The sequence below is a fragment of the Caballeronia sp. ATUFL_F1_KS39 genome (assembly GCF_023630985.1).
GTDB classification, from domain to species: domain Bacteria; phylum Pseudomonadota; class Gammaproteobacteria; order Burkholderiales; family Burkholderiaceae; genus Caballeronia; species Caballeronia zhejiangensis.
Map to the genome: position 1 here is coordinate 47,713 of NZ_JALQDZ010000053.1, position 6,688 is coordinate 54,400.

The window sequence follows — 6,688 nt, forward strand, 5'->3', positions numbered from 1 at the left end:
TTCCACGACGCCAGATACGGAACCGGCGTCGCCCGTCGATACACTTCGTGTTTAACGCATGCCGCCGCTTGCAATGAGACTTTCGCCGGTCATCCAGCGCGCGTCGTCGGATGCGAGGAACACCGCGATCGATGCGATATCGTCCGGCTGACCGAGACGTCCGAGCGGCGTTTGCGCGAGCGCGGCCTTGTCGAAGTCGGAATCGATGATGCCCGCGCTATGCGTGCCTTCGGTCACGACGACACCCGGATTGATCGAGTTCACGCGAATCTTGCGCGCGCCCAGCTCGCGTGCGAGCACGCCCGTGATCGCATCGACGGCGCCTTTGGTGCCGCTGTAGACCGCGCTCGTCGGCGGCGTGATACGCGTCACGACCGAACTCACGTTGATGATGCTCGCGCCTTCGCCGAGGTGTTTCGCGGCGGCTTGCGTCGTCAGCAGCGTGCCGAGGACGTTGATATTGAACTGTCTATGAAAGTGCTCTTCGGTGATCTCTTCGAGCGCGGCGAATTCATAGACGCCCGAGTTGTTCACGAGGATATCGAGGCGTCCGTAGGTCTCGATCGCCGCATTCACGATGCCCTGCGCATCGGCCGCTTTCGACACGTCGCCGCCCACGGCGATCGCCTTGCCGTTCGATGCCGTGATCTCCGCGACGACTGCATCCGCGCCCGCCTTGCTGCTCGCATAATTGACGACGACCGACGCGCCTTCTGCCGCGAGCGCCTTTGCAATCCCGGCTCCGATACCTTTCGATGCGCCCGTGACGACCGCGACCTTGCCTGCGAGTTTGCTCATGATGGAATCCTTGAAGAGGTTATTTAATGCCCGGATGCGCCGTTGCGTTTTGCAAGAGCGGCGCGACAGGATGAAATGTAGCCATCTCCGCCAAGGCGATAAAGCAGCGTAGAGTGAAAAGACTTGAGGCCTCACGCGAATAATCGATCGGAGACGGCGCATGAATACGACTATGCCTCGCACGGACGTTCAGTTCGCCGGTCAGATTCCCGAGCTTTACGAGCGGCTTCTCGTGCCGATGCTCTTTGCGCCCTACGCCGAAGATATTGCAGCGCGCGCGGCGGCGCTCGCTCCATCGCGCGTGCTGGAAACGGCAGCGGGCACCGGCGCCGTCACGCGCGCGATGGCGCTTGCATTGCCCGCTCATGTCGATATCGTCGCGACCGATTTGAATCAGGCGATGCTCGATCGCGCCGCGACGACGCCCATCGGACGCACCGTGACATGGCGGCAGGCGAACGCGTTGCAGTTGCCTTTCGACGATGCAAGCTTCGATATCGTCGTCTGTCAGTTCGGCGCGATGTTCTTTCCCGACAAGCCCGCGGCTTTCGCAGAAGCGCGTCGCGTGCTGCGGCCGGGCGGCGCGCTGCTCTTTAACATATGGGATCGCATCGAAGAGAACGCGTTTGCCAATACGATCACCGATGCACTCGGCCATCTCTTTCCCGATGATCCGCCGCTTTTCATGAAGCGCACGCCGCACGGCTACTTCGATCGCGGAGCGATCTCACGCGACCTCGCATCGGCGGGCTTCGACGCGATGCCGCGTTTCGAAACCGTCACGCGACGCAGCCGCGCATCGTCGGCGCAAGAGGTCGCGCTCGCCTATTGCCAGGGCACACCGTTGCGCAACGAGATCGAATCGCGTGCGGGCGCGAGTCTGGACGAAGCGACATCGATATGCGCGCAAGCCATCGCCGCGCGCGTCGGCTCCGACTATCCGGACGGGAAGATTCAGGCGCACGTCATCGAAATCCGGCGCTAACCGAGCACGCGTCCGAGCCATGCAATCAACGCATCCGGCGAGCAACGCGCGCTTCTATAACCGATATGTCCGTCCGGCCGCACGACCCACGCCATGCCGTTCTTCGCGCCGAAGGCATCGGCGAATTCGCGCGCTTCGTCGCTCAACGTCCGATACGCTTCACACGCAGGCACGAACGACGCCGCCTTCGCAACGTCCGGCGACACGATCAGCACCGCGCTCGCCGCCGTGCCGAGTGCGGCGCGCCACGCATCGACCGTTGCAGCGAACGCGGCGACGCGTGCGCCATCGGCATCGTCATCGATATGGCCGATGAGCGTGTGACGTCCGCGTCCGAGATGATCGTGCAAGCGCTGCGCATGACCGATGAACGCCTCCACGAGACCGCCGGCTTGCGGTGCACGATCGCCGGGCGCGGGCAATTCGGGCGTCATGTCGATGGTTTCGTCTGCAACTATCGAGCTGCTGCCGCGATAACTCACCAGCAATTGCGTCTCGCGCATCGCGGGCTTGATCTCGCCGTGCGCGAGAACCGTGTTCAGCGCGCGGCTCGTCGATTCGACGACATCGAGCCCGACTGGCCGCCGCTCCGCTTCGTAACTGTCGAGCAGCGTCTGACTCGCGAGACCGCGCGACGCGAGCGTGAGTTTCCACGCGAGATTGTGGACGTCCTGCAAGCCCGTGTTCATGCCCTGCCCGCCGACGGGCGGATGAATATGCGCCGCATCGCCTGCGAGAAACACGCGGCCGCGCGAATACTGCTGCGCGATCCGGTGACTCACGCGATACACCGACGACCAGCGCATCGACGAAAGCCGCGTGCCCTTCGGCAGGACCGGCAGCATGATGCGCTCGATCTCGTCGAAAGCGGGCGTGGCGTTCGGCGCGTGTCTGGCGGCATCGTCGGGAAGCAGGACCATCGACAGACGATAGCGACGCACCGAACCGCGCACCGGCAACGCGGCGAGCGTCGTCGATGCGGCCCTGTCCTCACCCGACACATTGAAGCGATACATCCTTCCGCGCGGCAGATTCCAGTCGACATCGACATCGGCGAGCATGAAGGTCTGCGGATACTGATCTCCTTCGAACGCGACGTTCAGGTGACGACGCACCGTGCTGCGCGCGCCGTCGCAGCCGACGAGCCAGCGGCATCGAACCGTGCGGCTCTCGCCACATGCGTCCTGTACGCATGCGTCGATGGCATCGGCCGATTCGCTGAAATCGATGAGCGTCGCCCCGTATTCGACGTGCCCGCCGTTGCGCGCGAGCGCCGCTTCGAGAATGCGTTCCGTCTCGAACTGCGCGAGCGAGAGCGCGCCGTACGGCAGCCCGGCGCGCGGCACTTCGGCGCTGAACGCGGGCGCGCCGTCCTGATACGTGTCGGCGCCGGTCAGCCACACGCCCGCATCGATCGCGTCGCGCGCGATGCCGATACCCTCGAAAATCTCAAGCGTGCGCGCCGTGACGCCCAGCGCCTTCACGAAAAACGCGCGCTCGTCGTGTGCATCGATGATGCGCACGTTCACGCCATCGCGGCGCAGTTCGGCAGCCAGCATGAGGCCGACGGGCCCCGCACCGGCGATCAGCACATCGGTCGAATCGAACATGATGCGTGTTTCTCCTGAGGAAACCGGCGAATGTCATCGACTGCCGTCAGGGAGAATAACCGCGAATGCGCGCTCGTGGCGATGTGCATCACCCGGCGAGCGGCCCGAGACGCATGCCGATCGCGCAGCCCGCCGCGATCACGAGAAGCACGGTCGCGGCGATCGTCGCGTAGAGGAAATCGCGTTGCCGCGCGAACATGGCGAGCATCAGCACGACGCGCAGCACCGGCAGCAAGATGAAGAGCGCGACGCCCGCCGTCAGAAGTTTCGTGCCGGCGAAGAGACCCGCGCCGATCAGCGCGCACGCGGCCCACGTGCCGCACTGTAGAAAACCGGCGAGCAGGCGATCGAGCGTTTTCGGCGTGAGGTCTTTCATCGCAGCAGATCGATACCGATGCCTTGCATGAACATCTGACAGGCGACGAGCAGCAGCATCGACAGAAACAGCAGGCGCAGGCGCTCGCCGCGCACTTTCATCAGCACGCGCGCGCCCGCGATCGCGCCGATCACCGAGCCGAGCGCGACCGGTCCCGCGATCGCGCTCACGATCTCCCCGCGCAGAAAATACGCGCTCGCGCTCGCGGCGGCCGTGACGCCGATCATGAAGTTCGACGTCGCCGTCGATACCTTGATCGGCAGACGCAATGCGTTGTCCATCGCCGGAATCTTCAGGATGCCGCTGCCGATGCCGAGCAGCGCGGAAACGAGTCCTGCCGCGTACATCAACGTGAGGCCGACGGGCACGCGGCGCACTTCGTAAGGGATGTCGCGACGCAAGGTTCTGTCGGGATAGCTGGAATGGAGGCCGAGCGCGGCGGCGAGTCCGTTCGATGGAATCGGCCTCGACGTGCCCGCCGGATCTTCGCGGCGGATGAACATCTGCCACGCCGACACCAGCAGCACGCCCGCGAAGAGGAAATCGAGCGCGGCCACCGGTACGACGCCCGCGACGAACACGCCCGTCAGCGCGCCGAGCGTCGTGGCGGTTTCGAGTACGACGGCGAGCCGCACGTTCGTCAGACCGCCGCGCAGAAACGCGGCCGCGCCGCCGCAGGAACACGCGATCACCGACACGATGCTCGTGCCGATGGCGGCGTGCATGTCGATATGGAAGAACATCGTCAGGATGGGCACGATGAACAGGCCGCTCGCCATGCCCAGCATGCCGCCCGCCGCGCTCGCGCCCAGGCCCGTGCAAAAGAGCCAGAATGTGGCTTCGAAGCTCATCGTCAAAGCATCGGTGAGGTATCGCCAAGGAATCAATATAACATGTTATATCGAGCCGCAAAAGCCGACGATGCATGGTCTCGCGCTATGATTGCCCATTGCACGACGACAACGACAGCCAACATGGCCCGACGAAGCAAACAGGAAGACATTCAGGCGGAGACTCTCGACACGACGGATGAGGACGCGTCATCTGGCGGCGGTTCCAGCTATCTCGTGCCGGGCCTCGAACGCGGCTTGCGCATCCTCGCCGAATTCTCGGCGCGCGAGCCGGTGCTGGCCGCGCCGGAGCTCTCGCGGCGCATCGGCATTCCGCGCACGACGACGTTCCGTCTGCTGCAAACGCTCGAAGCGCTGGGCTTTCTCGAACGCGTGAACGGCGATCGTAGTTTCCGGCTCGGCGTCGCCGTGCTGCGGCTTGGGTTTGAGTACGTCAACTCGCTGGAGCTGACCGATTTCGGCACGCCGATTCTCGAACGTCTGCGCGATGCGACCGGACTTTCGACGCATCTGCTGATCCGCGATCAGCGCGATGTCGTGTTCGTCGCGAAAGCGCAGAGTCATGAGCCGCTGTTCAGCTCGGTGAAGGTGCATGTCGGTACGCGTCTTCCTGCTCATGCGACCGTGCATGGTCATGTGCTGATGGGCGATTTGTCGATGGCCGCGCTGAAGGCGCTTTATCCCGAGGCTCAACTGGAGAAGTATACGGAGCGGACGCCCGCGACTATCGAGGAGCTTTACGAACGCGTGGAAGAATGTGCTTCGCTCGGGTATGGGCTCAGTGAAGCATCGTTCGAGCGGGGGATTTCGGTCGTTACTGCGCCCGTGCGGGATCATTCCGGCGCGATCGTCGCGGCGGTGGCGGCGACCGTGCCGCGGTCGGATATCGGCGCCGATGATGAGAAAGCGCGGCTTGTCGCGAAGGTATGTGGCGCTGCCGTCGAGCTTTCCATGCGGCTGAATTATCGGCCTTCTGAGGGGGATCGTACTGTGGGGCGCGCTGCGAGTGCTTGAGGTTTTCTCTCGCCGGATCCCGTTTTCTTTTTGGTCTATTAGCACTGCCCCTGTGCGGGGCGGCGGTCACTTTCTTTGCTGCAAAGAAAGTAAGTTTTCTGATCTACGAGTTTAATATTAAAAGAATTTCTCGACCGTCGAATACCGCGAGCGTACACATTGGTAGACACTAGGAGTGTCGAGCAAAAACGCCGCATCGACGCTTTCGCGCATTCCGCCAAGTTCGGTCCTGAGACAAGCCGCGCTTGTTACGTCGCGCATTTCATAAAGACTGTCTTCATGGTTGCGCATCGTGTCGACGGTTCTTTTAAGCGTGCGAAACAGCAGTCGCATGGCAGCGATACGTGGATCGAGTGTAGAAGGCTCGGAATACGCTGAGGAAGGTTGTCGCCGTGAGGATGCGTGTGAGACTGCCGATTGTTTTTGATGTAGCACCGGTCTAGCTCCTGTTTTGGACAAACCCGGAGCCGCCCCCTGTCTCCCAGTTGGGGGCGGGCGGGAACAATGACAGGGTTGGAAGACCGGGACGCTACACCATTGCCAACAACCCTCGCGGGTTCTCTGCCACGTCCCGCTCTTAGGCCCGACAAAGCATCGAGCGCCGTTGGTCAGATGGCGCACGTGGTCTAGCTGCGCTCCATGTCGAAAGAGCGCGACGAACGTCAGCCGGCATTGCGCGGGCTCACGGGTGCAGAGTGTCTTCAAAACCGCCGAGTCCTGACTGGCGCTACCACGCGCCAGCGATGTAATTATGCGTCGCACCTGCGCGAAATCATTTTAAGAGAAATCCGACCTTGTATTGCTGCTTCTTGGCAGTGTCTTTGGCCTAAGGGTTTTTTTTGCTTCCTCTCGAAATAATTCCCGCCTACGTTTCGCCGGTCGTGCGCTGAATCCGTATGCGCCCGATTAGATAGGAATGTTTATCAGGCCATGGCCTGACAGCATCTCGATGCAGGGAATCCGAATGGAAGCACAAACAAAGCGATCCACCGCCCTCGCGCGCTGGATCACGGGCAGGCAGAACTACTATCTCAAGGTGCGAGGCGCACCGCCG

Annotated in this window: 6 protein-coding genes; 2 read left to right on the top strand and 4 right to left on the bottom strand. The window is 62.7% G+C overall.

Translation table 11 applies throughout. The features are described from left to right. Window positions 1-51: 51 nt before the first annotated feature. Window positions 52-798 carry a glucose 1-dehydrogenase gene (locus NCR93_RS26870; protein WP_008345970.1) on the bottom strand — a complete coding sequence of 249 codons (747 nt, stop codon included), beginning with the start codon at window positions 796-798 and terminating at the stop codon, window positions 52-54. A gap of 160 nt (window positions 799-958) precedes the next feature. Between NCR93_RS26870 and NCR93_RS26875 the strand changes: the two genes are divergently transcribed. Then, complete coding sequence (locus NCR93_RS26875) at window positions 959-1,783, top strand: class I SAM-dependent methyltransferase (protein WP_175981948.1); 825 nt, start codon at window positions 959-961, stop codon at window positions 1,781-1,783. On the opposite strand, the gene NCR93_RS26880 is transcribed toward NCR93_RS26875, so the two are convergent. From NCR93_RS26880 to NCR93_RS26890, 3 genes are all read right to left on the bottom strand, one after another. Then, window positions 1,780-3,393, bottom strand: coding sequence for an FAD-dependent monooxygenase (locus tag NCR93_RS26880; RefSeq protein WP_175981950.1), 1,614 nt, complete (start codon window positions 3,391-3,393; stop codon window positions 1,780-1,782). The genes NCR93_RS26875 and NCR93_RS26880 overlap by 4 nt on opposite strands. Window positions 3,394-3,481: 88 nt before the next feature. After that, window positions 3,482-3,769: a DUF1634 domain-containing protein gene (locus NCR93_RS26885; RefSeq protein WP_175981952.1), complete on the bottom strand. Its 288-nt coding sequence runs from the start codon at window positions 3,767-3,769 to the stop codon at window positions 3,482-3,484. Continuing rightward, a complete protein-coding gene (locus NCR93_RS26890) occupies window positions 3,766-4,620 on the bottom strand; it encodes a sulfite exporter TauE/SafE family protein (RefSeq protein WP_175981954.1) in 855 nt (284 codons plus the stop codon). Before NCR93_RS26890 ends, NCR93_RS26885 begins: the two co-directional genes overlap by 4 nt. Window positions 4,621-4,743: 123 nt before the next feature. Here NCR93_RS26890 and NCR93_RS26895 point away from each other — a divergent pair, with 123 nt between their 5' ends. Further along, a complete protein-coding gene (locus NCR93_RS26895) occupies window positions 4,744-5,634 on the top strand; it encodes an IclR family transcriptional regulator (RefSeq protein WP_008345979.1) in 891 nt (296 codons plus the stop codon). Window positions 5,635-6,688: the final 1,054 nt, after the last annotated feature.